Source organism: Mycobacterium lentiflavum (genome assembly GCF_022374895.2).
GTDB lineage: Bacteria > Actinomycetota > Actinomycetes > Mycobacteriales > Mycobacteriaceae > Mycobacterium > Mycobacterium lentiflavum.
The window spans coordinates 3,426,057-3,450,875 of record NZ_CP092423.2 but is presented as its reverse complement, the minus strand read 5'-3'; the positions used below and the strand labels follow the sequence as shown (position 1 = coordinate 3,450,875).

Sequence of the window (24,819 nt, the reverse complement as noted above, 5' to 3'; positions counted from 1 at the left end):
GATCGAGCTGGGCGTCCAGACGTCGGGGGAGGACGTAGACTTTTCTGGTCGAGAGGCGTTGCAACGGTTCGCCGGTTCCTGCCGGTAGCCGCCACGCTCGGCAGAGTCAAGGACGCCTTCCGCTATGGAAGGAACGTACGTGAACGACGCTGAGACGAAGGCCTTCGCGCCGAACATCCGCCCCGACTGCACGGACGAACTGACGGCGGCGCTGCGCCAGCGGATCATGGTGATCGACGGTGCGATGGGCACGGCGATCCAGCGGGACCGGCCGGACGAGGCCGGCTACCGCGGCGACCGGTTCACCGAGTGGCCGACGGCTCTTCAGGGCAACAACGACCTTCTCACGCTGACGCAGCCGCAGATCATCGAGGGCATCCACCGTGAGTACCTCGAGGCGGGCGCGGACATCCTCGAGACCAACACCTTCAACGCGAACGCTATCTCGCTCTCCGACTACGACATGGCCGAGCTGGCCTACGAACTGAACTACGCCGGCGCCGCCCTGGCCCGTAAGGCCGCCGACGAGTACAGCACCCCGGAGAAGCCTCGTTACGTCGCCGGGGCGATCGGGCCGACGACGCGGACCGCGTCGATCTCGCCGGACGTCAACGACCCCGGAGCCCGCAACGTCTCCTACGACCAGCTGGCTGCCGCGTATCTGGAATCCGTCAACGGCCTGGTCGACGGCGGCGCCGACCTCCTCATCATCGAGACGATCTTCGATTCGCTGAACGCCAAGGCCGCGGTGTTCGCCGTCGAGACACTGTTCGAGGAGCGCGGACGGCGCTGGCCATTGATCATCTCGGGCACGATCACCGATGCATCGGGGCGCACGCTGTCCGGCCAGGTCACCGAGGCTTTCTGGAATGCGATCAGGCACGCGAAGCCGCTCGCGGTGGGCCTCAACTGCGCCCTGGGTGCGCCGGAGATGCGGCCCTACATCGCCGAGGTGTCGCGGATCGCGGACACCTTCGTCTCCTGCTACCCGAATGCCGGTCTGCCCAACGCCTTTGGCGAGTACGACGAGTCCCCGGAGCGTCAGGCCGGCTACATCGCAGACTTCGCCGAGGCCGGCCTGGTCAACCTGGTCGGTGGCTGCTGCGGAACCGCGCCGCCGCACATCGCCGAGATCGCCAAGGTCGTCGAGGGCAAGCCGCCGCGCGAGCTGCCGGAGATCCCGGTGGCGACCCGGCTGTCGGGCCTGGAGCCGCTCAACATCACCGACGACTCCCTGTTCGTGAACATCGGTGAGCGCACCAACATCACCGGCTCCGCCCGCTTCCGCAACCTGATCAAGGCCGAGGATTACGACACCGCGCTGTCGGTCGCCCTGCAGCAGGTCGAGGTCGGTGCGCAGGTCATCGACATCAACATGGACGAGGGCATGATCGACGGCGTCGCCGCGATGGATCGGTTCACCAAGCTGATCGCGGCCGAACCGGACATCAGCCGCGTCCCGGTGATGATCGACTCCTCCAAATGGGAGGTCATCGAGGCGGGCCTGAAGAACGTGCAGGGCAAGCCGATCGTCAACTCGATCTCGATGAAGGAGGGCGAGGAGAAGTTCATCCGCGAAGCCCGGCTGTGCCGCAAGTACGGTGCGGCCGTCGTCGTGATGGCCTTCGACGAGCAGGGGCAGGCGGACAATCTGGAGCGCCGCAAGGAGATCTGCGGGCGCGCCTACCGGATCCTGACCGAAGAGGTCGGCTTCCCGGCCGAGGACATCATCTTCGACCCGAACTGCTTCGCACTGGCGACCGGTATCGAGGAGCACGCGACCTACGGGATCGACTTCATCGAGGCCTGCGCCTGGATCAAGGAGAACCTGCCCGGGGTGCACATCTCCGGCGGTATCTCGAACGTGTCGTTCTCGTTCCGGGGCAACAACCCTGTCCGCGAGGCGATCCACGCGGTGTTCCTGTTCCACGCCATCAAGGCAGGCCTGGACATGGGCATCGTCAACGCCGGCGCCCTGGTGCCCTACGACTCGATCGACCCCGAGCTGCGCGACCGCATCGAGGACGTGGTGCTGAACCGCCGCGAGGATGCGGCCGAACGGCTGCTGGAGATCGCGGAACGGTTCAACAGCACCGAAAAAGCGGACGACCCGGCGGTCGCCGAGTGGCGATCGTTGCCGGTCCGCGAGCGGATCACGCACGCCCTGGTCAAGGGGATCGACGCCCACGTCGACGACGACACCGAGGAACTGCGGGCCGAGATCGCCGCGGCCGGGGGCCGCCCGATCGAGGTGATCGAGGGCCCGCTGATGGACGGCATGAACGTCGTCGGTGATCTGTTCGGGTCGGGCAAGATGTTTTTGCCCCAGGTGGTGAAGTCGGCCCGGGTGATGAAGAAGGCCGTGGCGTACCTGCTGCCGTTCATCGAGGCGGAGAAGGCCGAGCCCCTGCCCGGGGAGGCCGCGAAGAAGGACACCAACGGCACGATCATCATGGCGACGGTGAAGGGGGACGTCCACGACATCGGCAAGAACATCGTCGGAGTCGTCCTGCAGTGCAACAACTTCGAAGTGATCGACCTCGGTGTGATGGTGCCCGCCGAAAAGATCCTGGCCGCGGCGAAAAAGCACGACGCCGACATCATCGGGCTGTCCGGACTGATCACCCCGTCCCTGGACGAGATGTCCAACTTCGCCGTCGAGATGGAACGTGAAGGCCTCGAGATCCCGCTGCTGATCGGTGGCGCGACCACCTCGCGGGCTCACACGGCCGTGAAGATATCACCGCGCCGGACGGGTCCGGTGGTGTGGGTCAAGGACGCGTCCCGCTCGGTACCGGTCGCCGCGGCGTTGCTCGACGACAAGCAGCGGCCGGGCCTGCTGGAGGCCACCGAGAAGGACTACGCAGCCCTTCGCGAGCGGCACTCCCAGAAGAACGAGCGGCCGATGCTGACTCTGGAGAAGGCCCGCGCGAACCGGACGCCGATCGAGTGGGACGACTACACGCCGCCGGTGCCCGCGATAGGTGCGGGAATACGAGAATTTCAGGACTACGACCTCGCCGAGTTGCGCGAATACATTGACTGGCAGCCGTTTTTCAACGCCTGGGAGATGAAGGGCCGGTTCCCCGACATCCTCAACAATCCAACCTCGGGCGAGGCTGCCCGCAAGCTGTACGACGAAGCCCAGGAGATGCTCGACAGCCTGATCAAGGAGAAGTGGCTGACGGCCAACGGGGTGATCGGGTTCTTCCCGGCGAATGCGGTCGGGGACGACATCGAGGTCTACACCGACGACACCCGCAGCGAGGTGCTGACCAGGCTGCACAACCTGCGCCAGCAGGGCGAGCACCGCGACGGCATCCCGAACCGCTCGCTGGGCGACTACATCGCCCCCAAAGAGACGGGCCTGCGGGACTACGTCGGCGCCTTCGCCGTCACCGCGGGGCTTGGCAGCGGGGAGAAGATCGCGGAGTTCAAGGCGGCCAACGACGACTACAGCGCGATCCTGCTGGAGTCGCTCGCCGACCGGCTGGCGGAGGCGTTCGCCGAACGGATGCACCAGCGGGTCCGCCAGGAGTTCTGGGGATTCCAGCCCGACGAGCAGCTGGACAACGAGGCACTCATCGGCGAGAAGTACGTGGGAATCCGCCCTGCCCCCGGCTACCCGGCTTGCCCGGAGCACACCGAGAAGGTGACCCTCTGGGAGTTGATGGACGTCAAGGAGCGGACCGGGATCGAGCTGACCGAGTCGATGGCGATGTGGCCCGGTGCCGCCGTCAGCGGCTGGTATTTCTCGCACCCGCAGTCGCAGTATTTCGTGATCGGCCGGCTGGCCCAGGACCAGGTCGCCGACTATGCCAAGCGCAAGGGCTGGACCCTGGCCGAAGCCGAACGCTGGCTCGGCCCCAACCTCGGCTACAACCCGGAGGATTGAGCCGGGCCGGGTACGTCAACGTTCAAGCTCGAGGGGACATCAGGAGAGGGATGTTCGTGCTGGTGCGAGAGTTGAACCGCAGCGCCGAGGTGATCTCGATCGACCTGCGTCGCCGTCGGGCGAACTGAAAACCTCAGCGGATCGGCATTTCGGCGGCAGCCTGAAAAACGGCGGCGATCTCGGCGACTCGTGGGTCGACGCGCAGCTGCTCGAGTGTCTTCGGCAGCGGCAGCCGCCAATTCGGGTATTCGTCGATGGTCCCGGGCAAGTTGGGCTGGCGCGGCTCGGCGACGATGTCGTACGGCGAGATCAGCTTCAGCCGGCTCGGGGTCGCCGCCAAGAAGCGATGCATGGCCGAGATGATCGTGGCCTCATCCGGATCGGCCGGCAATAACCCTTCGGCGTGTAACAATGCCAGCCACTCCGCTTTTTCCTTGTCGGCCGCGGCTTGTTCGGCCGCAACGTCGTTGAGAAGGTCGAGTTCCGCGCGGGCGCGCACATGTTCGCCACGCAAAAAACCCGCCGCGGTGGGCAAGTCGTGCGTGGAGAGGCTGGCGGCCACCCGCGTCGGCCATTTCGACGCCGGCAGCAACGGTTGGTCGGGCTCGGATTCGTTCCGGGTGAACCAGGACACGGCGCAGCCCAGCATGCCGTTGGCGCCCAGTGCCTCGGTGACCTCGGCTTCGACGGTGCCCAGGTCCTCGCCGACGACGGTCGCACCCGCCCGGTGTGCTTCCAGCGCCAGCACCGCGAGCATGACATCGGCGTCGTAGTGCACGTAGGTGCCACGGTCGGGGGTGTCGCCGGGAGGAATCCACCACAGTCGCCACAACCCGGCGACATGGTCGATCCGTAGGCCGTCGGCGTGAACCAGTGTGGCGCACAACATGTCTCGAAACGCGGCGTATCCGGTGTCGGCGAGCCGGTCTGGGCGCCACGGAGGCAATCCCCAATCTTGGCCGCGCGGGGTGAAGTTGTCCGGAGGTACACCGACGTGGACCCCGGTGGCCAGCATGTCGGCCAGTGCCCACGCGTCGGCGCCGTCCGAGTCGACTCCCACCGGCAGGTCGTGCAGAACACCCAGCGCCATGCCCGCATCGCGCGCGGTGTTGCGCACTGCGCCGAGCTGCTCCGCGCAGCGCTGCTGGACCCATGCGTGGAAGGCGACCCGGGGCGCCAGCTGCGTGCGGGCCGCGCTCACGGCCGGGCCGTTGACATCTCGTAGGGGTTGCGGCCATTGCGGCCAGCGACCACCGTGCCGCTCCGCAAGTGCGCAGTATGTGGCCCAGTCGCGCAGCGCGGTGGACGCCCCCCGCTCGTCCAGGGGGTTAGGTCGGCCTTGGGCGCGCCACAGCAATTCCAGCGCGCCGCGCTTGGCGACCCACACGAGATCATGGTCGACGCGCCCGGTATCGGGTGCGACACGCAGCGCATCCACTTCCGTGCGCGTCGCCGGGTCGGCCCGACGGTACGCATCGAGATCCTCGATGCGCAGCGCCAGCGGATTGGCGAATCGTCTGCTGGACGGCGTGTAGGGCGAGGGCTGCACCGGGTGCGTCGGCCCGGGCGCATTCAGCGGGTTCAGCAAGACCGCGCCCGCGCCATGCTCGGCAGCGGTCCACTCGATGAACTCGCGCAGGTCGGCCAAATCGCCGATGCCCCAAGAGCCAGCGGAACGCAGCGCGTAAAGCTGCAGCATCCATCCCCAGGTCGCCGGTGTCTGCGGCACCTGCGGCGGGGCCGCCACCAGGGTGGTTTCCTGGCCGTCGCGGGTATGCAGGCGGTACCAGCCCGGGGACAGATCGGCTGGTAATTCGTCGCGCAGGTTGCGTTCGGCGCCGTCCTCGCTGACCAATCCCACCGCACCGGGAAACGGCTGGGTTCGGCCGCCGACCCGGACGGCGACGGTGGGCGACAGGACTCCTTCGCGGTCGGCTAGCTTGTCCAACTCCCGACGCCGATCCGCAGCGGTCGCGGCATCCACCTCGAGCAGCGAAAGCACTTTGACCACGACCTCGGGGTCGACTTCGACCGGTTCGCGTCGTTCATTGCGGTAAAAGGTCGCCACCCCATGGGCTTTGGCGAGTTTTCGTAGATCGTCGGGCACCGGAGACACGACCGGGGTGTACCCGCGTGCGCTCCGCTTACACGGACCGCTCCGGCCGGGCGTGTCAGCCCAGCACGGCCGTCAGGTAACCGGACGCCGCGCCGAACGAGGCCAGCTCGTCCTGCGGCACCTGAAAACCGTTGGCGGCGAAAGCCTGCTCGGTCGTGGTGATGTCGACCCGCCAACCGCGCTCGGCGAGGTAGTCACCGGCGGCGTTGCGATCGCCGGTGTAGAACAACTCGGCCAGATTGATCTTCGAGCCGATGCGCCGCGACCTCTCGGTGAGCTTTTCGGCCCAATCCGCGGGAATGTTGCGGAAATCCATGTGCTCGCAGGCGATCCGGCTGCCCGGCGCCGACAGTGCGGCGACGTTGTCGAACAAGCGGTCCTGCGCCTCGGGTGGCAAGTAGACCAGCAGGCCTTCGGCGCTCCACGCGGTCGGCTTCGAGGTGTCCAGTCCGGCTTCGACGAGCGCGGCGGGCCAGTCCTCGCGCAGATCGATCGCGACGGTGCGGCGTTCGGCGGGCGGCTGCGCACCCAGGTCGGCCAGCGTGCGGGTCTTGAAGTCGATCACGCCCGGCTGGTCGATCTCGTAGACCACGGTGTCCGCCGGCCAGGACAGCCGGTAGGCGCGGGTGTCCAGGCCGGACGCCAGAATCACGGCCTGCCGCACGCCCGCCTCGGCGGATTGCTGGAAAAACTCGTCGAAGTACCGGGTGCGCACGGTGATCTGCTCGATCACGGCCTGCCGGTTCATCACCGGATCGTCGGTGTCGCCGAGCTTTCCGTCGATCAGCTTGACGAAGGTGTCGCTGCCCACCGCGCGCACTAGGGGATCGGCCCAGGGGTCGTTGAGCAGCGCGTCCGGCCCCTGCGACGCCATCGCGCGCTGCGTCGCGACTGCCGTCGCGGTCGCGCCGACGCTGGACGCCAGATCCCAGGTGTCATTCTCGGTGCGGGCCATGGGTGTTCCTCCGCGGTGTCTCTGCATTAGTTAGGTGACTTAACCACCGCCACTGTACGCGGGCACCGGCGGGACCGCCGACTAGATGCGCAGCACCGGCGCCAATGCCGAGAGCGGGATGTGGGCCTGCACGGTGCCGCCGTCCATGTACCACTGCGGCAGGCCCGGTGAGAAGTTGATCGGCTCGTCATGGCCGACGGGATAGTCCGGCATGTAGAGGATCAACTCGTCGGGGGTCAGCGCCCACGCCTTGTACGCGCCGGAGTACACCTTGTCCGGCGTCCAGCGGTCGACGATGAACGGGTAGGTCCCCGGATCGTGCGGCGGCGGTGCTTGATTGAGCGCGGTTTCGATGAAGGGCTGCGCCAGCGGCGGGATCGCGGTCAGCGGATTCGGCGTCGTCACATCCGACAGCTGCAGCCGGCGCCCGCTGGCCAGGTCGAACGTGAAGGTGCGGTAGGCATTGTTCGGCTTGGGCCCGTCGGCGTGGTAGTCCTCGTGGAACACCGCGCTGAGCAGGTTGGCGTGCCGGAAGATTTCGTAGTTCTCCTCGCCATAGCTGTCGGCGGCCATGTGGGTGTTGGCGTTACGCCAGTTGTTGACCAGCGTGTGCAGATAGTCGCGCACCACACCACTGGTGACGGGGTTGTCGATCAGCTCGCCGGGCAGGGCCACCTTGATGTCACGGACGGCATTGCGTTCCGAGGTCACCGTGGTGTGGCAGTACTGGCCGTCCCAGTCGCCGCCGAGCTCGCCGCAGAACGACGGGGCCGAGGCCCGCGCGACGGCCGCACCGGGAATCGCCGTCGCGGCGGAGGCCAATAAAAGCGTCGCGAGGAGTCGTCCGATCACAGCAGCTGCACCTTGCTGGCCCGCCAGCGGCCATCGACCTTCTCCATCGTCATTTTGATCCGGCTGCGGTCGATGCGTGGATCGGGCGACTGCGAATTGGCCACGGTTTGGTCGATAAAGACAAGTACCACAACCTTATTCGTGGATGCGGACTGAATCGCCGAATCCACCACCACGCCGTGGGCGCTCGCCTTGTTGTCGATCAGCAGCTGCCGAAGTTGCACGCTGGACTGGGTGTACATGTCTTTGAACTCGCCGGTCGCGCCGTCGAGCACCTGCCGGAAGTTCTCGTCGACCTTGTTGGAGTCGATGCTCGTCAGCACCTGCGCGTAGGTGATCGCGGCCTGTTGAGCCTGCTGGCCCGCCTCCTTCACCTGATGCTCTTGCCACAGCGTCCAGCCGAGCAAGCCGTTAACCGCAAGCGAGGCAATGAGTAACAGCGGCAGCGCGCTGCGGCGCAGATAGTGCCCCCAGGGCCGGCTGCGCAGCGGGATCTTGTCGCCGTTGTTATTGGCCTTGCGCCCGAACGGGATGTCCTCGTCGTCCGCGTCGATCGCTTCGGTGTCCTTGCCGTCCGTGCCGTCCGTGCCGTCCGTGCCGTCCTTGACGTCTTCGTCGTCAACGTCGACGTCTTCGTCTTTGACGTCGGCGCCCTCGACGTCTTCGGGTTCTGAGCTTGGCGCGTGGGGCATTTCGGCCTCGGCAACTTTCTCGGATGCGGCGGTCATTATCGACTCCTCGGTCAGAGTTTAGGTTGGTCTCAGTGGGGCGGTTCGATCGGCAGCGGGGGTCCGCCGTACGGCGTGGGAATCGTGAAGCGGCCCTTGGGAGTTGGGTCGGTTCGGCGCCCCAGGTCCGCTCCTGGCGGCGGACCGGCGGTGTCATCGCCGCCCGGACGCGGCGCGTTCTTGGCCCCGCGGATCGACACGGCGGGGTCGGTGTCGCGGCAATAGGTGTACATGAACGGCTCGTAGTAGTCCGCGGCCGACGGTGGGTGCGCGGGCGTCCCGTAATCGCACACGTAGCGGGGGTAGAGGTCGGCGATTGCCCAGACTCCCTGGTCGTGGAAGGCGCTCGACACCGCGTCCAGCACCGAGCCGCGATAGTCGGGGAACAGCGCGTTCAGTGCCGGCACCCGCTGGTAGAGCAATTGCGACATGGTGGCCATGCTGCCCAGCAGCTGCACCATCGTGTCGGAATTGTCGGAGAACAAATTATCGACCGCCGACAGCGTCTGCGGTGTCTGCGCGGTCAGCCGCCGGTAGCCGGCCTGCATGCGCGCAACCCCGGACAACGTCCGGTTGAGTTCGGTTGCGGTGGAAGCTAATCCGGCGTTCTTATCACTCGTCAGGGTGAGTACCACCCGGCTGGTCTTGATGATGCTGGTGGTTTGGGGCAGCACCGAATCGAGTGTCGACAACAGGAACGTGCCGCCGTCAACGATGGCGGCCAGCTTCGCCGGACCCTCGGCGCTCAGGCTCAGTTCCTTCTTGATCAGCTCGACCTTGCGGCGATCGACCTGGGCCAGCATCCCGTCGGCGTCACCGAGCAATTGCGCCAGGCTGACCGGAACACTGGTGTGGGCCAGTGCGATCAGGCTGCCGTCGTGCAGATACGGCCCGGCATCGGATTCGGCTAGCAAGTCGATGTACTGCTCGCCGGCCGGTGAGAGCGCCGACACGCGCGCGACGCTGTTGGCCGGAACCCGCACCTTCGACGAGATGCTGGCGATCGCATTGACTCCGCTGTCGGTGATCTGCAACGACTCGACGCGGCCAATCCGCACGCCACGCAACGCCACATCCTGATTGGGCAGCAGGCCACCGGATTCCGGTAGCTGGACGGTGACCCGGTAGGACGACGCGAACGGTGTCACCCGCAACGCCCCGATCAGCAGGTAAGCGGTTCCGACCACCAGGGTGAGCACCAGTCCGGCCACCGACAGCCAGACCTGTTGGCGGTGCGCGGCGCGCACCACTTTGACCACGACGTTGGCGGCTCCGGCGATCACGGTGGCGGTCCCGGCGCGGGCAGGGGAGGACCGGGGGCGATATCGATTTGGCCCGGGATGTTCGGATCGGGCATGACGGGAACCTGCGGTGCGTTCGGCCCCCGCCCGACCACGCGTTCTTGCAAGCGCCACAGGGTGTATTTCAGGGTGCCGACGAGAAGGTTCATGTTGTAGTGGTGCGGCCCGTGTAGCCCGATATCGCCGGGATATCCGATGTCGGGCAGCGATCCGAGGATCAGCTTGTCGACGCCCACGTGCACCGAAATCGCGCTCCCTGACGTCGATTTGACCAATGGGGGGATCATCCGGTTGATCGCGTAAAAGCTGGTATCCGGGCTCACGGCAACGTCGTTGGCGGCCCCGGCAATCGTGTTGAGGTCACCGATGATGCTGCGGCCGCTGGTGTCGGTGCCCCCGATCGACGGGAATCTGGCCAGCAACCGGGAGGTGTTGCCCACCTGCACCGCTAGATCCGACAGCTGGGTGGTGTTGTCGGCCAGGGCGGAGACGGCGGGCCGGGCCGCGGTCATCAGGTCGGTGATGGCGGCGTCCTTGGCGTCGAGTTGGTCTGCCAGACGGGATAATTCGGTCAACGCGCCCGAGATCTGGTCGGATCTGGCGTCGAGCGTTGCGACCAGTTGGTTGGACTTGCGGATCAGCTCACCGAACGCCTGGCCCTGATCACCGGTGGCCTTCCCGAAACCGTTGATGATGTTGGTGAAATTGCGCACCGCTCCGCCGTTGACCAGGATCGCCGCCGAGCTCAGAACCGATTCGACGGTCGCTGCCGCGGCTGTCGAATCCAGGCCGATGGTGTCGCCGCCCCGCAGCATCGGATCGTCGGCGGGATCGTCGGCGGGTGGCTTCAGGGCCACGAACACGTCGCCCAGCGGTGTGGCGGTGCGCAATTCGGCGGTACTGCCGCGGGGCAGCCGCACCCCGTTTCTGATCCGCAGCGTGGTGACCGCGGTGTAGTTGCGTGCGACCATCGCTTCGACCTGCCCGACGTCGGCGCCGGCGAGCTTCACCTTCGCGTTCATCGGAAGGTTCAGCGCGTTGGAGAACACCGCGGTCAAGGTGTATCCGCCCGAACCCAGCCCCGGAGCCGGAAGAGGCAGGCTGGCAAGACCATTCGTGCCGCATCCGGAGGCGATCAGCGCCGTGGCCGCCATGGCCAGCGCGACGCGGACGCGGGCGGTGATCATTTCTGCCCCATCGCGGCCATGCCGTCCAATACGTAGGTCAACCCGAAATCCGGTCCGAAGTCCTGGATCGTTCCGGTGCTGCATCCGAGTTGCCGAAGGCCCATCAAGTTGCAGATCTCTTTGGTGTATTGGCTGTCGAACACCAATCGGTCGGTGAGGAAACGGGCGCGCACGGCACCGTTGGCGCGGTCGATCATGTTGTAGGCGTTGTCGGCCAGCATCGGCGCCACATCGAGGAGCTCGGCGAGGTCGCGGCGCTGGTTGGTCACCATCGTCAGCATCTTGTTGCCGTGGAGCAGACTCGTCTTGATGGTGTCCCGGTTGGCGTCGAGCAGCTCGCCGGCTCGTTGCACCAGCTGGTCGAATCTTCGTCCGGTACTGCCGCCGCCGATATCCTCGTCGGCCATGATCTGGCTGACTTGGTGAATGGTGGAAGCGAATTCGCGCAGCTTGCCGTCGTTGGCGGCCACCGCGTCGAACAGCGAGCTGATGTTCTTGACGATCGTGGTGATCTGCTCGCGGGTCGCCGCGCCGCCGTCGCTGGACAGGCGCAGCGCCCGGGACAGCTCGTCGAGCGCCGATTTGATCTGCCCGCCGTTGCCTTCGATAACCAAGGTCCCGTTGTTCAGTACGTCGGCGACGGGGCCGCCGCCACGGCCGTCTCCCTCGAGCGACTTGGTGACCTTGTCGAGAACGCTGAGCACCCGGCTGAATTCGACGGGGGTCTTGGTCCGGGTCAAGCCGATGGTGTCGTGGTTCTCCAGGACGGGACCGCCATGGTAGGGCGGCGTGAGTTCGATCTGCCGGTCGGTGAGGATCGAGGTGGACACGGTGACGGCTTGGGCGGTAGCGGGGACCTTGACGTGGCGATCGACGGTGAATTCGACTTCGACGTAGCCGCCCTTGGCGTTGATCTTGGTGATCTTGCCCACCGGCATTCCCAGTACCGCGACCACATTGCCCTGGTAAAGTCCTGAGGCGCTGTCGAATTGGGCCGTCACCGTGATGCTGTCCTGATCGGGCGCCAGGTACCACCAGCCGACCCCGACGGCCGCGGTCACCAACATCAGGGCCGCGATGGTAGCCACTGCCCTGGCCCGGATCTTCGACGCCATCACTTGCAGTCCTTGAAGTATTGGACCATCCCGAACTGCTTGGCGCGGCCACTGATGGCGCACATCCACGAGTCGACGAGCGGGACGTTGTTGGCGTTGAAATTGATTGCGTTGCCCTCGCCGGTGAGGTTGGTGGCCTCACGGAAGAAGATTGGGCTGATTTGCAGCAGGTTGCTCAGCAGGTCGTCGTGCTTGGCCATCATGGCGGTGAAGTCGCGCATGTCGGCGATCAGCGAGTCAAGACCCGACCGGTCGGTGACCACGATCTGGCTCATGGTGTCGACGATGTTGGTCAGCGATTGCATCATCGCGTGGAAAACGGCTCGCCGCGCGACGAATTGGCCCAGCAGGTCCTGTCCCTGGTTGATCAGATTGCCGAGGCCGGCCTGCTGGCGCCGCAACGTGTTGGTCACTCGTTCGGTGCTTCCCAGCAGCTGACCCAGTTGGTCGCGTCGCACCGCGATGATGGACGACAGCGATCGAATGTTCGTCATCGCCTGTGGCACCACCGCGGGCAGGCCCTCGAGTTGCTTGCCCAGCACGGCAAGCGATTGCGCGAACCGGTCGGAGTCGACCTGCTCGAACGTCGTGGTGGCATCCTGTAATGCGGATTGCAAGTCGTAGGGAACCTCGGTGTGCGCGAGGTCAAAGGTGCCGTGGGGCAGCGCCGCCGAGCCGTTGGGCTGCACCGAGAGATAACGCGATCCCAGGATCGTGGTGACCTTGATCGTGGCTCGAGAATCCTTGCCCAGCACGATATTGTCGCGAATCTTCAGTCCGGCCTCGACGTGGTCGCCGTCGAGTTTCATGCTGGTGACTTCGCCGACCGGGATCCCCGCGACGACGATCGGATTGCCGGCCCGCAGTGCGGCGGCCTGCAGAAATTCGGCGGTGTAGTGCCGGTAGCCGGCACCGAGCGCGTGCACCGCCAGCATGGCGCCGATCACGGCAGCCACCACCGCGACGGCGATAGACCCCATCCAGGTGGTGTTGTAGCTCTCCAGCGGACGCTTCCTCAACCGCTGCCAGACCGACGAATCAGCCACCGGCGGTGCTCCTGCATCTCGGTGTGTGCCACGTCTTGTTTCCCGGCGTGGCCGCGGCGACGATGATCGGCACGACGTCGTTGAGGCCGGGGAAGAAGCCCATGAAGTTGACGTCGCACACGTAGGCGTTGCCGTAAGCACCCTGGTTACCCACTCGGACAAGGCCTTTGAGTAATAGCGGGATGTTGTCGCCGAAGAACGCCACCTGCGGTTCGACGTCCATCAGGTGCCGGGCCACGCCGGGTTTGCGGTCGATGAATTCGCGCAGCGCCGGGTATACGTCGTTGGCCGATGTCGAGAGCCGGCCCATCACTCGGGACAGTGAACCCACCGAGCCCACCAGTTCCGGGCGACGCCGGTCGAGTCGATCGACCACCTCGCGGGTTTCGGTGATGACCCCGTCGAAATTGTCGTTTTGCCGCGCAAGGTTGCCGACCACCTTGTTGAGGTTGGTGATCACGTCGCCGAGGGCTTGATCTCGTCCGGCGAAAGTCTGTGTGAGCGTTGATGTTTGGCTGATCAGCGTGGTCAGCGATGCGGAGTCGCCCTGCAGCGACGCGATGATTCCCTTGGTGAGGTTGTCGGCGTCCTGCGGGTTGAGCAGGCTGAACAGCGGCTCGTAGCCGTTGAGCAGCGCGGTGACATCAAAAGATGGTTCGGTGCGTTCCAGCGGCAGCACACTGCCCGGCGGGAGCAGGCTCCGATTCCCCTCCGGCCCCAAAGACAGCCCGAGATACCGTTGTCCGACGATGTTTTGGTAGGTCACCGACGCGACGGTGTTGCCGTACAGGTGCTGATCGGTTTGCACGACGAATGCGACTCTGGCGAGTTTCCCGTCGAGTTCCACGCTCTCCACCCGGCCCACCCGCACCCCGGCCATCCGGACGTCGTCGCCTTCGCGTAGCCCGTAGACATCGGTGAACAGTGCCGAATACCTGGCGGTCTCGCCGGCGACGTCACGTCGCAGGCTGACGTACACCAGCCAGGTCAGCGTCAACGCGACGACCATGAACAGGGTGAGCCCGATCAACGGGCCGCGAAATCTCATTTCGCCCCTCCGGGTGCAGGTTTCGGTGCATGACTTAAAGAGACGGTGGATCCGCGGGCCACCGGTCCCAGCAGTAGCTCGGTGGCCGGCGTGGCCGCCTGCCCGGTGATCACGCTGAGCATGTTTCGCTCGTATTGGCTGCCGACGGGCCCGACGTTGCCTCCGAAAGACGATTGCGGGATCCACGGCGCCTTCGGCGCCACGGGTGCGACCCACGGCGCGTTCGGTGCAGGAGTCGCGGGAGCCCCGGGCGATGGGTTATCGGGGTTGGCGCTGCCCGGCACCGGAGGCGACGGCGTAATCCCCGGGGCCAGTGGGGGATTGGGATCGGTCAGATCGGGGTTCGGGTTGATCAGCGGCGGTCCGACAGCGACGAGATTCCCGTCCGGGCCGATGACCGTACCCGGCGGCGGCGCCAGATCCTTGGGCGGCTGATAGTTCTGCGGCAGCAGCACTTCCGGCATATCGGGACGCACCGGGATCAGCGGTGCGGTAAAGCAGCTGGGCCCCTTCAGGTCTCCGTAATGCGGGCAGTCCGCACGGGTGTAGGTGGAGCTAGGGGTAAAGGTCAGCATTGCGCGCATATTGCCGACATCTTGGCCCGGTACCCACACTTCCTCCATGAACCTGTTGGCCAGGTTGTCCAACTTGGTGACGGCGGGCACGAAATTGTTGGACTTCATCGCCAACACGCCCAGCACCGGGGTGAAATCGCTGGTGATGTGGATGAGTTGGTCGATGTGGCGGTCGAAGGATTGGTGCACCGTCCCGACGGTGTCTTCGGCGCCGGAGAGCAGCGAGGTCAACTGCTCTCGCGTCTCGGCGAAGGTTTGCATCGGTTCGACGGCCTGGTGCAAGGCGTCGAGCAGATCGGGTGCGGTGGCCTGCAGCCCACGGGCCGCATCGACGAGCGCGGACACGGTCGACGGCCCCGTATCGGTGCTGACGATCGAATTTAGTTGGTCGAGAAGGCGATTCAGCTGTGCGCCGGCGTTCAGCAAAGGGACGCGGCGGTGGTCGGTGGCCGCCCCGAGTGCGGCCAAAATCCCGATGGATCTGTCGTCGCGGCCACGGCCGGCGGCCGCCAGCAGGTCGCGCAACTTGCTGACGGTGGTCTGAAACAGCACGGTCGGAAGCCGGGTGTCTTCCGGGATGTGCGCGCCGGCGCGGATCGCCCCGTCCCGGCCGTCCTGTCGCGGCGAGCCCACCAGCTGCACCGACGACACCGCGAAAACGTTGCTGGGCACCACGCGAGCGGTGACCCCGGCCGGAATCGACTTGGCGTACTCGGTTTTGAGATCGATATGGACGTAGTTGGGTTTTCCGTTGGACGCGGGAACCACATCATCGACCGTCCCGACGAGCACGCCGTGATACTTGACGTCGGACTTCTGCGGTAGCCCGTCCCCGACGTTGACCAGATCGGCGACCACCCGGACATAGTCGTTGAGCCGGCCGGTGGACTTGAGCAACATCGCGACGGTAAGCAGTGCCGCGACCACTACCACCGCCGCACCGGTGAGAAGCAACTGCCGGTCCGAGGGCCCACGGCCGTCCAGCTCAAAGGAATTCGGCTTGCCGCTCAACCTAACCACCAAACCTTGCGCCGGCGTCGACCCCCCACAACGCCATGGTGAGCAGCATGTTCACCATGATCACGACGGTGATGCTGGCCCGCATTCCATGCCCGGCGGCCACCCCGACGCCCTCGGGGCCGCCGGTCGCGTAGTAGCCGTAGTAGCACTGAATCGTGGACGCGATCCACACGAAGATCACGGCCTTGATCAACGAGAAGACGATGTCTTGGCCGGCCAGCATCAGCGTGAAGTAATGCAGGTAGGAGCCCGTCGAGCCACCGCTGCTGATCCCCACCACGACCTGGGTGGTCAGATAGCCGATCGCCAGGCACGCCACATACAGCGGGACGATGGCCGCGACCGACGCGATCAGCCGCGTCGTCACCAGATACGGAATCGGGCGGATCGCAATGGATTCCAGCGCGTCGATCTCCTCGGCGATCCGCATCGACCCCAACTGGGCGGTGAAGCGGCAACCGCCCTGCATGGCGAACGCCAGTGACGCCATCAGCGGTGCCAGCTCGCGGGTGTTGACCAACGAGGAGACGAAGCCGGTGGCCGGTCCGAGGCCCAGCAGGTCCAGGAAGTTGTAGCCCTCGATGCCGACCAGGGCGCCGACGGTCATGCCGAGAACGACGGCCACACCGGCGGTTCCGCCACCCACCACGATTGAGCCGTTGCCCCAGGTGATGTTCGACAGCAGCCGCAGGAACTCGCCGCGGTACTGGCGCAACGCGAGTGGCACCGCGACCAGCGCCTGGATGAAAAAGACCAGCAAATGGCCCAGCCGGATGATCGGCACCGTGCCCCGACGGTACAGCCGCAGAATCGGGACCGTGATGGGGGCGAACGGCAGGTAGGGGGCGGCCGCCATGTCAGAGCCCCGTCCTGGGCACCAACATGATGTAGAGCTGGCTGATCGCGACATTGACGATCATCAGCAGCAGGATGGCTTCGACGACAGCGGCATTGACCGAGTTCGCGACACCCGTCGGGCCACCGACGGTGGACAGGCCTTTCTGCGCCGACACGACGGCGACGATGGCACCGAAGATGACCGCTTTGACCAACGCCAAAATCATGTCGTCGGTCGTCGCGAACGACGCGAAGGTCGACACGAAGCTGCCGGGAGCGCCGTTCTGGAAATACACGTTGAACATGTAGCTCGCGAAAAATCCTACGAAGCACACCACACCGGTGAGCGCGACGCCGATCATGATCGCCGCGGCAAAGCGCGGCACCACCAGGCGGCGGATCACCGATACGCCCATCACCTCCATCGCGTCGGTTTCCTCGCGCATGGTTCGTGACCCCAGGTCGGCGGTGATCGCCGAACCGACCGCGGAGGCCATCAACACGGCGGCGACCAGCGACGCGCCTTGCCGGATGACGGCCAGACCGCTGGCCGCGCCGGCCAGCGAGGTGGCACCCACTTGCCCGGCGAGCAGGGCGAATTGAATGGACAGGGTGACGCTGATCGGCAATGACACCAGAATCGTCGGCAATACCGCGGTGCCCGCCATGAACGCACCCTGGCGAACAAACTCCTGCCATTGAAATCGGCCCGTCACGAGGTCGAAAAAGAAGTACTGAATGGTGCGCACGCCAAGGACGAACTGCTCGCCGACGGTCGTAAGCGATGCGATCGGATGACGTTTGACGTAGCCGACGGACCAGTTCTGGATGGCGATGACGCCGTCTTCTCGGGTCGTCATCGGCGCGCCACCGGTAGTCGGTCCAGCAAACCTGATCTACCGGTCATTGCGCACCAGCTGCCGCCTCCATTGGCGTTCCCCCCACCAATAAGTTCTCGAGTGCAGAACAGGAGGGGCCGGGTGCCGTGCAACGCATCTGCATAAAGATAGTGTCACGGGGCTCTGTGAACTGCGGTTCTCGGTGTGTGCTGAGTCACACTAGCCTACTTGATAGGGACTTTCAATAGTGTAGAGTCACTCACCTGCGATCGTCACCGGACGGCACCGACGCGTTGGAATGTCAGCTCGACGAAGGTTATGGGCATGCCCTCAGCAAACACCGGCTCATTGCGGGACCGGCGCCGCGCGGAATTGCTCACACAGATCCAGCACACCGCGTTCGAGCTTTTCGCCGAGCACGGATTCGATGCCGTCACTACCGAGGAGATCGCCGCGGCCGCCGGAATTTCTATCAGTACCTATTTCCGGCATGCGCCCACAAAAGAAGGCCTGCTGGTCGATCCCGTCCGGGCGGCGATCGGCGAAATCGTTCGTTCGTACAGCGCGAGACCGCCTGCCGAGTCGGCCGTTGAGGCATTGATTCAGGTATTCGTCACACGTGCCCGCGATGCGGATGAACTCGACAATTTGGATACCTGGCGCCGTGCCATCGCCACCGCGCCACACCTGTTGAGTAAAACGGCGCTGGTCAGCGAGACCGATCGCGATAAGTTCCTCGAGCAGGTCGCTTGCCGCTTGGGCCTCGATGCGAAGGCCGATGCAAAGGTCGATGCGAAGGCCGATGAAAAGGCCGATGCAAAGGTCGATGCAAAGGCCGACGTCCGACCCGCTCTGCTGGTTCACACGAGTTTGGCCACAGTCAAATTCGTCCTCGACCGCTGGCTGAACCCGGATGCCGCCCCGAACGGACCGTTCAATGTCCAATTGGAGGATGCGCTGCGCACCACGCTCGCCGGGTTCGGCTAACGGTTCTGCGCACCGCGAAACAGCCTGTGGGGCTTCGGGATCGCCGGTCGGCGTCGTCACCTCGAGAAACCGAGGTGACTTTGCTCGCCGCCTCGTGAAACAATCGCTGGCCGTGAAGACATTCGAGGATCTGTTCGCCGAGCTCGGCGATCGTGCCCGCACCCGACCGGCCGGCAGTGCGACGGTCGCCGCGCTCGACGGCGGGATTCATGGGCTGGGCAAGAAGATCCTGGAAGAGGCCGGCGAGGTGTGGCTGGCTGCCGAGCACGAATCCAACGACGCATTGGCCGAAGAGATCAGCCAGTTGCTGTATTGGGCGCAGGTGCTGATGATCGCGCGTGGACTGTCCCTCGACGACGTCTATCGGAAGCTATGAGCATGTTGCGAGTCGCCGTACCGAACAAGGGCACGCTGAGCGAGCCGGCCAGTGAGATCCTCTCGGAGGCCGGCTACCGGCGGCGCACCGATTCCAAAGACCTCACCGTCATCGACCGCGCCAACCAGGTCGAGTTCTTCTTCTTGCGGCCCAAAGACATTGCCATCTACGTCGGTTCGGGACAGCTCGACTTCGGCATCACCGGACGCGACCTCGTGCTCGACTCCGATGCGCCGGTGCGAGAGCGCCTGGCGCTGGGTTTCGGGTCGTCCAGCTTCCGCTATGCGGGACCGGCCGGGCTCGACTGGACGACGGCCGATCTGGCCGGCAAGCGGATTGCCACCGCCTACCCGAATCTAGTGCGAAAAGATCTGGCGGACAGGGGAATTGAAGCAACCGTCATCAGGCTCGACGGCGCCGTGGAGATTTCGGTGCAACTCGGCGTGGCCGACGCGATCGCCGACGTGGTCGGGTCCGGGCGCACCCTGAGCCTGCACGATCTGGTGGCCTTCGGTGAGCCGCTGTGTGATTCGGAGGCGGTGCTGATCGAGCGCGCCGCCGCGGACCGCGACGGCGCACAGCAGGCGGCACGCGATCAGCTGGTCGCCCGGATTCAGGGTGTGGTGTTCGGGCAACAGTATTTGATGCTCGACTACGACTGCCCGCGCTCGGTGCTGGACAAGGCGACGTCGATCACGCCGGGTCTGGAGTCACCGACCATCGCCCCGCTCGCCGACCCGGACTGGGTCGCGATCCGTGCGCTGGTGCCGCGTCGGGGCGTCAACGAGATCATGGACGAGCTCGCGGCCATCGGTGCCAAAGCGATCCTGGCTTCCGATATCAGGTTCTGCCGATTCTGATCTCACCAGCCCGGCCCCGGCTGTGTTAGCGTCCGGCTAGAGGATGGGGACCCGTACGGCCGCCCCCTCTTAGGTTGCCGCACTGTTCATCCCCAGGAGGGTCGCCGTGACACATGTCCTTGTTTTGTTGCTGGCTTTGCTGATTGGCGTTGTCGCCGGGTTGCGCTCCCTGACGGCTCCCGCGGTGGTCGCGTGGGCCGCGTACCTCGGCTGGATCGACCTGCACGGCACCTGGGCATCGTGGATGGGCAACATCATCACGGTCGTCATCTTCAGCGTGCTGGCCGTCGGCGAACTGGTGAACGACAAGCTGCCCAAGACGCCGCCGCGGACGGCGCCACCGGTCTTCGCGGCCCGGCTCCTGATGGGCGGGCTCGCGGGCGCGGCGCTGGGCGCGTGGCCGCACTGGACCTTCACCGCGCTCGGGGCCGGCATCATCGGCGCGGTGCTCGGCACCCTCGGCGGCTATCAGGCACGCAAGCGTCTGGTGGCGGTCAGCGGCGGGCGCGACCTGCCGATCGCGCTGCTCGAGGATGCGGTCGCGATCCTGGGCGGGTTCGCCATCGCGGCGCTGACGGGCCACGTGTTGACGGAATACCTGATCTCGGCCGTTAAGTGAGCGCGCATTTCGACGCGGTCATCGTCGGCGCCGGACAGGCCGGGCCGTCACTTGCGGGTCGGCTGACCGCGGCGGGGCAGCGCGTCGCGATCGTCGAGCGCAAACTGATCGGCGGCACCTGCGTCAACAACGGATGCATCCCGACCAAGACGCTGGTCGCCAGTGCGCATGTCGCCCAACTGGCCCGTCGCAGCAGCGAATACGGAGTGGCGACCGGGTGGATCAGCGTGGACATGGCGAAAATCAAAGACCGCAAAGACGGCATCGTGCTCGCCGACCGCAACGGTGTCGAGGACTGGCTCGAGGGCATGGACGGCTGCACCGTCGTTCGCGGCCACGCCCGTTTCATTGACCCGCACACCGTGGCCGTTGACGACCAGGAGTTGCACGCCGAGCGGATCTTCCTCAACGTCGGCGGCCGCGCGGTTGTGCCCGACATCCCGGGGCTGGACGAGGTCGACTATCTCACCAACGTGTCCATCCTCGAACTCGACACGCTGCCAACGCATCTCGTCATCGTCGGTGGCAGCTACATCGCGCTGGAGTTCGCCCAGATGTACCGGCGCTTCGGCTCGGCGGTCACCGTGGTGGAGCGGGGCCCGCGATTGGCCTCGCGCGAGGACGAGGACGTATCGGCCACCATCAAGGAAATCCTGGAGGCTGAAGGCATCGAGATCATCGTCAATGCCGACGATGTGCGGATCGCCAAGACAGACAACGGATTCGAGCTCACTGCGCGTGCCGGTGCCGATCCGATCCCGGGCAGCCACCTGTTGCTGGCGGTGGGACGGCGGCCCAACACCGACGATCTGGGACTCGATGCCGCCGGTGTGCAGACGGACGCCCGCGGCTACATCGTCGTCGACGATGCGCTCAAGACCAACGTCGACCACATCTGGGCGATGGGCGACTGCAACGGTAAGGGCGCCTTCACTCACACCTCGTACAACGACTATGAGATCGTGGCCGCCAACCTGCTCGACGACGATCCACGCCGGGTCAGCGACCGCATCACCACCTACGCGCTCTACATCGATCCACCGCTTGGCCGCGCCGGGATGACCGTCGGCGAGGTCCGCGCGTCGGGTCGCAAGGCGCTGATCGGTAGGCGGCCGATGACCAAAGTTGGCCGAGCCGTGGAAAAGGGTGAGACGCAAGGCTTTATGCAGGTCGTCGTCGACGCGGAAACCGACCAGATCATCGGGGCGACCATCCTCGGGGTCGGCGGTGACGAGGCGATTCACGCCATCCTGGACGTGATGTCGGCTAAGGCGCCGTACACCACGCTGTCGCGCACGATGCACATCCATCCGACAGTCAGCGAGCTCATTCCCACAGTGCTGCAGGAGATGACACCGCTCAAGTAACCGGTGGCGACTAGGCCGCCGGTTCGCTCGAACACGAAAGAGCTTGCGCCCCAACGTTGTCCGGCCAGCCAGGGTAGGGCGGCGGGGTGCCACCGAAAACCGGGCAGAACTCCTGGTGTGGACACCAGTCGCACAACCGTGATTGGCTGGGGCGGAAATCGCCTGTCTGCCCGGCAGATTGGATGGCACGCCAGATCGCCATCAACGTCTTCTCGAAGCGCTCCAGCTCGTCGAGTTCGGGTGAGTAGTCCAGCACCTGGCCGTCGGCCAGGTAGATGAGCCGCAGCCGGGTCGGCGGCACCCCGCGGGTGCGCAGCAGCGCCACCGCATAGAACTTCATCTGAAACATCGCCTTGAACTCGGCGAGTGCGCGCGCCTCCGGCGGTGCCTTGCCGGTCTTGTAGTCGACCACCCGCAGCTCGCCGGTCGCGGCGACGTCGATCCGGTCGATGAAGCCTCGCAGCAGCGTTCCATCGGCGAGTTCCACCTCCACCCGCTGCTCGCAGCACTGCGGGTCGAATCGGGTCGGGTCTTCCAGCCGGTAATAGCCGGACAGCAGCGCGCGAGCCTCGTCGAGTACCTGGGAGCGCTGCCCGGCGTCCAGCTCGCCGAACCGGTCGGGTTCGGCGGCGATCACCTGCTCCCACGCGGGCTCCAGCAGCGAGATCGCGGTCTGGGGATCGCGCGCTGCCGCGGGCAGCCCGTAGAGCTGCTCGAGCGCGGCGTGCACGACCGACCCGCGGATCTGCGCCGTCGACGGCGGCTCGGGCAGCCGGTCGATCGCCCGGAACCGGTACAGCAACGGGCACTGCTTGAAGTCGGCCGCTCGCGACGGCGACAGGGCCGGCCTCGAGGCCGGTCTGGAAGCCGCCCGCGCCTGCTCTTCTGGCTGGTCGGTCATATTCGCAGCCTAGGACGCCGTGCCGACAACCCCGAGCATCGCCGACGGCGAGTCGGCTGGCACGCTGAACGGCGTGTCCCACCCCGGTCGATTCGTCGGTCCATTCGTCGTCGGCGAGCGCGTTCAGCTCACCGACGCCAAGGGCCGCCACTACACGGTGGAGCTGACCGAAGGTGCGGAGTTCCACACCCATCGCGGCGCCATCCCGCACGACACGATCATCGGGCTGCAACAGGGCAGCGTGGTCAAATCCAGCAACGGCAACCCATACCTGGTGCTGCGCCCGCTGCTGGTCGACTACATCATGTCGATGCCTCGGGGGCCCCAGGTCATCTATCCCAAGGACGCCGCTCAGATCGTGCACGAGGGCGACATCTTTCCGGGGGCCCGCGTGCTGGAGGCCGGAGCCGGGTCCGGGGCGCTGACCTGTTCGCTGTTGCGTGCGGTGGGACCCGACGGGCGGGTGGTGTCCTACGAAGTGCGCGCCGATCACGCCGAGCATGCGCGGCGCAACGTGGACGTGTTCTTCGGCGCAGCTCCGGCAAATTGGGAGCTGATCATCGGCGATGTCGTCGACTCCGTGCTGCCCGACAGCTCCTTCGACCGGGCCGTGCTGGACATGCTCTCGCCGTGGGAGGTGCTGGACGCGGTATCGCGCCTCGTCGTCGCCGGCGGGGTGCTGCTGATCTACGTGGCCACGGTCACCCAGCTGTCGAAGGTGGTGGAGGCGCTGCGGGCCCAGGGATCCTGGACCGAACCGCGCGCCTGGGAGACGATGCAGCGCGGTTGGCATGTCGTCGGCCTGGCGGTGCGGCCGCAGCACACCATGCGCGGTCACACCGCGTTCCTGGTGGCGTCGCGACGACTCGCGCCGGGCACGGTGGCCCCGATGCCGTTGGGCCGCAAGCGGGCAGGCAGGGACGGCTAGGCCCGCTAGTCGTCGTCCTCGCTGCGCGCCAGCGATCGTCGCACCGACAGCACCTCGAACTCGGGATGCGCGGCGACCAGACGTTCGGCCGCGTCCAGGACTTCGACCGCATGCGCCCGGTCACCCGACACGACGGCCACCCCGATCCTCGCTCGCCGATACAGATCCTGCGAACCGGTCTCGGCGGCCGATACGCTGAACTTGCGGCGCAACTCGGCGACGACGGGACGGATCATCGAGCGCTTCTCCTTGAGCGATCGCACCCCAAGCTCCCGGCCCAGCAGCACGTCGAATTCGAGCCAGGCGATCCACATCAGCCGGGCGCAGGTGGCGCGGGCTCGGAAGGCGGCGCGGACTCGGAAGGCGGCGCGGGCTTCGGTGGCGGGGCGGGCGCAGGCGGCGGAGCCGGGGCGGCTGACGGTGGAGCCGGCGGCGGTGACGGCGGCTGGACCGGTTCGGGTGGCGGGGGCAGCGGAAGCGTCGGGCTGGGTGGCGGGGGCGGCGGGGCCGGCGAGTTGCCCAGCGCCAACAGCATTTCCGCGGTCTTGCGGGAAAGCTGCCAGCCGCCCGCCAAGGCGGCGAACTCCATCGGGAAGGTGAACGCCCCGTTGGGTCCTTTGGCGGTGTTGACGCTGACCGTGGCCACCACGTTCGCCGGATTCTTGTCCGACCACGCGATGTTGTTCGCCACGAACGTCATCGGCAGGTAGCCGTTGTCGCGCAGCGCGTTGATGAACTTGTCCAGCGTGGCCGCACTTTCCGGCGTCGCGCCTTCGACGAGGTTCACCTTGTTGACGCCCGGGACGTTCGGATCGACCAGCCGGTTCAGCACCTCGACCAGAGCTTCGGGTACCGGCAGCGGCGCCGTCGGGGGAGCCGCGACGAGCAACGGACTCGACGTCGGCACCGGCACCGCCGCATTCGACGACGGCAGCACCTTGGGTTCGCTGTGCGAGCAGGCCGCGAGCCCGAAGGCCGCCACGGCGGTGGCGGCGCTCAACGCTACGGACAGGTGTCGGTGCATCCCTTGAACCGGCCCCGCTATTCGGCGCCGTCTGATTCGAGGCCTGATTCTTGGAGGGCGGTGGTTGCTGCGATCTGGCCAACTGGTGCAATGGAAGTCACAGTTGGAAACATTGCGTTGATGACCGCGACCACGGCAAGGCCTGTGGTGAGGGGTTTTGCGGTCAAGGGGTGTCCTTTCGGTGGTCCCAAATCGACGCCGAGGTTACCAGCGGGAGTAAAGACGCGACTTTTGATGGCTTTT

General features: G+C 66.0%; 22 protein-coding genes. 7 read left to right on the top strand and 15 right to left on the bottom strand.

The features are described 5' to 3' along the window. Window positions 1–124: 124 nt before the first annotated feature. Entirely contained in the window at window positions 125–3,895 is a 3,771-nt protein-coding gene (gene metH, locus MJO58_RS16095; RefSeq protein ID WP_239720041.1) for a methionine synthase, read from the top strand. A 133-nt stretch (window positions 3,896–4,028) separates the two neighbouring features. Here metH and malQ read toward each other — a convergent pair whose 3' ends face one another. The 12 genes from malQ to MJO58_RS16035 all read right to left on the bottom strand — a co-directional run bounded on the left by malQ (window position 4,029) and on the right by MJO58_RS16035 (window position 17,535). After that, window positions 4,029–6,002 carry a 4-alpha-glucanotransferase gene (gene malQ, locus MJO58_RS16090; protein WP_239723312.1) on the bottom strand — a complete coding sequence of 658 codons (1,974 nt, stop codon included), beginning with the start codon at window positions 6,000–6,002 and terminating at the stop codon, window positions 4,029–4,031. 64 nt (window positions 6,003–6,066) lie between these two features. Next, the gene (locus tag MJO58_RS16085) at window positions 6,067–6,966 is read right to left on the bottom strand and encodes a class I SAM-dependent methyltransferase (protein WP_239720040.1); all 900 of its coding nucleotides are present in this window, start codon (window positions 6,964–6,966) and stop codon (window positions 6,067–6,069) included. An 81-nt stretch (window positions 6,967–7,047) separates the two neighbouring features. Then, complete coding sequence (locus tag MJO58_RS16080) at window positions 7,048–7,818, bottom strand: mannan-binding family protein (protein ID WP_239720038.1); 771 nt, start codon at window positions 7,816–7,818, stop codon at window positions 7,048–7,050. After that, the gene (locus MJO58_RS16075) at window positions 7,815–8,510 is read right to left on the bottom strand and encodes an Rv1363c family protein (protein ID WP_434086376.1); all 696 of its coding nucleotides are present in this window, start codon (window positions 8,508–8,510) and stop codon (window positions 7,815–7,817) included. Before MJO58_RS16075 ends, MJO58_RS16080 begins: the two co-directional genes overlap by 4 nt. A 68-nt stretch (window positions 8,511–8,578) precedes the next feature. After that, window positions 8,579–9,829, bottom strand: a complete 1,251-nt coding sequence (locus MJO58_RS16070) for an MlaD family protein (protein ID WP_239720035.1) — start codon at window positions 9,827–9,829, stop codon at window positions 8,579–8,581. Beyond that, window positions 9,826–11,034 (bottom strand): MCE family protein, encoded by a 1,209-nt coding sequence (locus MJO58_RS16065; protein ID WP_090603241.1) that lies wholly within the window; start codon window positions 11,032–11,034, stop codon window positions 9,826–9,828. Before MJO58_RS16065 ends, MJO58_RS16070 begins: the two co-directional genes overlap by 4 nt. Further along, window positions 11,031–12,149 (bottom strand): MCE family protein, encoded by a 1,119-nt coding sequence (locus MJO58_RS16060; RefSeq protein WP_239720034.1) that lies wholly within the window; start codon window positions 12,147–12,149, stop codon window positions 11,031–11,033. Before MJO58_RS16060 ends, MJO58_RS16065 begins: the two co-directional genes overlap by 4 nt. After that, on the bottom strand, window positions 12,149–13,195 hold the full coding sequence (locus tag MJO58_RS16055) for an MlaD family protein (RefSeq protein ID WP_239720032.1): 1,047 nt from the start codon (window positions 13,193–13,195) through the stop codon (window positions 12,149–12,151). The genes MJO58_RS16060 and MJO58_RS16055 overlap by 1 nt, the downstream gene beginning before the upstream one ends. Beyond that, window positions 13,188–14,243, bottom strand: a complete 1,056-nt coding sequence (locus tag MJO58_RS16050) for an MlaD family protein (RefSeq protein ID WP_239720031.1) — start codon at window positions 14,241–14,243, stop codon at window positions 13,188–13,190. Before MJO58_RS16050 ends, MJO58_RS16055 begins: the two co-directional genes overlap by 8 nt. Beyond that, complete coding sequence (locus tag MJO58_RS16045; protein WP_239723311.1) at window positions 14,240–15,718, bottom strand: MlaD family protein; 1,479 nt, start codon at window positions 15,716–15,718, stop codon at window positions 14,240–14,242. The genes MJO58_RS16050 and MJO58_RS16045 overlap by 4 nt, the downstream gene beginning before the upstream one ends. A 112-nt stretch (window positions 15,719–15,830) precedes the next feature. Further along, window positions 15,831–16,694: an ABC transporter permease gene (locus MJO58_RS16040; protein WP_239720029.1), complete on the bottom strand. Its 864-nt coding sequence runs from the start codon at window positions 16,692–16,694 to the stop codon at window positions 15,831–15,833. Between the two features lies 1 nt (window position 16,695). Continuing rightward, a complete protein-coding gene (locus tag MJO58_RS16035; RefSeq protein WP_090603227.1) occupies window positions 16,696–17,535 on the bottom strand; it encodes an MlaE family ABC transporter permease in 840 nt (279 codons plus the stop codon). 303 nt (window positions 17,536–17,838) lie between these two features. Between MJO58_RS16035 and MJO58_RS16030 the strand changes: the two genes are divergently transcribed. The 5 genes from MJO58_RS16030 (at window position 17,839) to MJO58_RS16010 (ending at window position 21,723) form a co-directional block, all read left to right on the top strand. After that, the gene (locus MJO58_RS16030) at window positions 17,839–18,501 is read left to right on the top strand and encodes a TetR/AcrR family transcriptional regulator (protein ID WP_239720027.1); all 663 of its coding nucleotides are present in this window, start codon (window positions 17,839–17,841) and stop codon (window positions 18,499–18,501) included. Between the two features lie 94 nt (window positions 18,502–18,595). Further along, entirely contained in the window at window positions 18,596–18,877 is a 282-nt protein-coding gene (locus tag MJO58_RS16025; protein WP_090603224.1) for a phosphoribosyl-ATP diphosphatase, read from the top strand. Window positions 18,878–18,879: 2 nt separating this feature from the next. Beyond that, a complete protein-coding gene (gene hisG, locus MJO58_RS16020; RefSeq protein WP_090603222.1) occupies window positions 18,880–19,737 on the top strand; it encodes an ATP phosphoribosyltransferase in 858 nt (285 codons plus the stop codon). Window positions 19,738–19,843: 106 nt separating this feature from the next. After that, on the top strand, window positions 19,844–20,356 hold the full coding sequence (locus MJO58_RS16015; protein ID WP_239720026.1) for a DUF4126 domain-containing protein: 513 nt from the start codon (window positions 19,844–19,846) through the stop codon (window positions 20,354–20,356). After that, on the top strand, window positions 20,353–21,723 hold the full coding sequence (locus tag MJO58_RS16010) for an FAD-containing oxidoreductase (protein ID WP_090603217.1): 1,371 nt from the start codon (window positions 20,353–20,355) through the stop codon (window positions 21,721–21,723). Before MJO58_RS16015 ends, MJO58_RS16010 begins: the two co-directional genes overlap by 4 nt. A gap of 10 nt (window positions 21,724–21,733) precedes the next feature. Here the strand turns inward: MJO58_RS16010 and MJO58_RS16005 are convergent, their stop codons facing one another. Beyond that, on the bottom strand, window positions 21,734–22,624 hold the full coding sequence (locus tag MJO58_RS16005) for a RecB family exonuclease (RefSeq protein ID WP_239720025.1): 891 nt from the start codon (window positions 22,622–22,624) through the stop codon (window positions 21,734–21,736). A 73-nt stretch (window positions 22,625–22,697) separates the two neighbouring features. On the opposite strand from MJO58_RS16005, the gene trmI reads away from it, so the two are divergent. Continuing rightward, on the top strand, window positions 22,698–23,552 hold the full coding sequence (gene trmI / locus MJO58_RS16000; RefSeq protein ID WP_239723310.1) for a tRNA (adenine(58)-N(1))-methyltransferase TrmI: 855 nt from the start codon (window positions 22,698–22,700) through the stop codon (window positions 23,550–23,552). 5 nt (window positions 23,553–23,557) lie between these two features. Here the strand turns inward: trmI and MJO58_RS15995 are convergent, their stop codons facing one another. Then, on the bottom strand, window positions 23,558–23,866 hold the full coding sequence (locus MJO58_RS15995) for a DUF503 domain-containing protein (protein WP_239720024.1): 309 nt from the start codon (window positions 23,864–23,866) through the stop codon (window positions 23,558–23,560). Continuing rightward, entirely contained in the window at window positions 23,866–24,576 is a 711-nt protein-coding gene (lppK, locus tag MJO58_RS15990; RefSeq protein WP_239720023.1) for a lipoprotein LppK, read from the bottom strand. The genes MJO58_RS15995 and lppK overlap by 1 nt, the downstream gene beginning before the upstream one ends. Between the last annotated feature and the right edge of the window lie 243 nt (window positions 24,577–24,819).